Origin of the sequence: Cytobacillus firmus NBRC 15306, from assembly GCF_001591465.1 — a bacterium.
In the GTDB taxonomy this organism is placed as follows: domain Bacteria; phylum Bacillota; class Bacilli; order Bacillales; family Cytobacillaceae; genus Cytobacillus; species Cytobacillus firmus.
On record NZ_BCUY01000182.1, the window covers coordinates 1 to 2,252 of the forward strand.

Below are 2,252 nucleotides of genomic sequence, written 5' to 3' on the forward strand. Positions count from 1 at the left end.
ACTTTAGTTAAAATTAGATCTCCACCATTTTCGCTAACAACAATTAAACTATCTTGGTCATAAACGATCTCATTGGTCATTCCTCCATACCATTTAAACGCGTTCTCATGGGCTTGTATAACATCCCGTGTTGTAAATGGTCTATCCAACCACTCTTTATACTTTTGTCTAGAATGTGATAAGACAAAAGCTATAAAGTTGAGTTTGGCTTCCTTATTATCAACAGTTTTTTGTCTCGTATGACCAAAATCTACTTGCATTTGTTCTCCCATTGGGGGATCAGGAATTGCCTCATACATTCGAGGAGATGTTTCCTTATTTATTTTGTATTCTTCTCTTAATGCTTTTACATATGTTCTTACTGTACTTTCTCCAACAGTTAGATCTTTATATTTCTCTAAAAGCCAATCATAAACTTGTGCTGCTGACATATCCGGATGCATTCTCAACCAAGATAAAATCAGTTCTTTATATGGATCTAATTTTTTCTTTTTATACTGAAGAGAATCAACCCATTCCGCCATCTCCGAAGGAGATCTCTTTAAGTGCCTGTAAACAGTTGTTCGAGAAACCCCTAACTTTTCAGCTATCTTTGTCTGACTAAATCCTTGCTTTAATAATTGCTTTATCTCCATGTACATTTCCCACTTATCCACCTTCGCTAGCTAACCTCCACTGCAAGTATGAACTATGATCATTTTACAGTGATAGGTTGATATTTTTTGCTGGTATATTTGGGTAAATAAGCGTTTCATCTTATCAAGCAAAAACTGTACACTTTATTCTAGCAGTCACAAAAGGCGCAGACGGTATTTAGGCGAAGCGAAAAAGCATCATAAATCACGATTTATTGATCGTTGCTTAGCGCGAAAACCAGAAGAATTAACAGAGGAAGAAAGGGCATTCGTGGCGGAATGGCACAATGAAGATTTACATACTAAGCACATTTATCATGCATTGAATCACCTACGTTATGTTCTAAAAGCAACGACGCCAAATCAGGCAAAACGTCGATTAAAAGAATGGTTTACTAGGTACCAATTCCATCGATGTGGAGCCGTTTCAAAAATTGCCAAAACATTGATTGCACGTGAGCAAGCTTTACTAAATACAATTATTTCTCCACTTTCAAATGGCATCATGGAGGGTACCAATAATAAAATAAAACTTATCAAAAGACGTGGATTTGGCTATCGAAATGATGCCCATTTGTTTCTGCGATTACGCTTGGAAACCGGGCATTAAGTTTGTCATCCCCGACTTTTGGTGATGAACCTAATATATGGTAGTTGCTAGTTTAATAAGTAAAGTTGGAACAAGTTTTAACTCCACTTATCTATGTAAATTAAACCCCTTCAAGAAATTAAAGGGGTTTGGTTTTTACCTCACAGAAATCATAACTTCATTTCTATTTCTGATTTCGACTGGCTCTAAGACTCTATATTCGTTTAAGATATCTTCATACAGATTTCCTGAGTATTTTGGAACGCTGATCGTGACCACGACAGCATAATCAATCCTATCACTGCTCCCATTTCTACCCATCCCATGAAGAACCAAAAATGGATTTTCTAAAGAAGATACTCTCATTCTTTTCCATTTTTTAACGACTGTATCCCACTTTAATTCGCCCCTTCTAGCCAATTCGGTCTGATATTGTTCAGTAGAACTAGTTGTTGGGAGACTTCCTTGACTATACCCATCAGCTATAAGATCTTGAATTTCATCTTTATTGGTAATGATATTTAGAGTTCTACTTTTTTTACCTTTGGAAAATTTATACTTCTTATCATGTGGATAGAAGGTATCTTCAATAGCAGATTCAGTATAATCTTCAACATGTAAAGCATTAGCCTTAGATAAGGTTGCTATTGTCCAAGAAAGATGTACATCAGAAGTTATAGAAGCATTTAAAGGTAATGGAATTGGTAGCTTTGCCATACCTGTTGGATTCATAGAATTAGAATATATAATGTTTACATGATTTCTGTCACACCTTAGAATATCATCAACACCTTGATCTATAATTCCGTAACCAATATGATTATCTACTTGATTTGGATTCTGAGCTGAATGAATTAGTAATGCTCTAGCTACTAGTGGTGTGAACCGGTTACACCTACCTAAAATTTCTGCTGCTTTACTTGATATTAATGGAGCTGAAAAGCTTGTACCAGCTGCAAGCCATTTAGCGTTGGCATCAGAAGTATTTAATAGATGCATAGGAAATCGAACATCACCACCAAAAGCAC

3 protein-coding genes are annotated in these 2,252 nt (G+C 35.8%); 1 reads left to right on the forward strand and 2 read right to left on the reverse strand.

What is annotated here, in order from left to right; genetic code table 11:
- Positions 1–656: HTH domain-containing protein (locus BFI01S_RS21615; RefSeq protein WP_156478369.1), on the reverse strand; the 656-nt coding region annotated here is incomplete at its 3' end.
- A gap of 97 nt (positions 657–753) precedes the next feature.
- On the opposite strand from BFI01S_RS21615, the gene BFI01S_RS22780 reads away from it, so the two are divergent.
- Positions 754–1,245 carry a transposase gene (locus tag BFI01S_RS22780; RefSeq protein WP_268875354.1) on the forward strand — a complete coding sequence of 164 codons (492 nt, stop codon included), beginning with the start codon at positions 754–756 and terminating at the stop codon, positions 1,243–1,245.
- Between the two features lie 135 nt (positions 1,246–1,380).
- Here the strand turns inward: BFI01S_RS22780 and BFI01S_RS21625 are convergent.
- On the reverse strand, positions 1,381–2,252 hold an 872-nt coding region (locus tag BFI01S_RS21625), incomplete at its 5' end, for a S8 family serine peptidase (protein WP_156478370.1).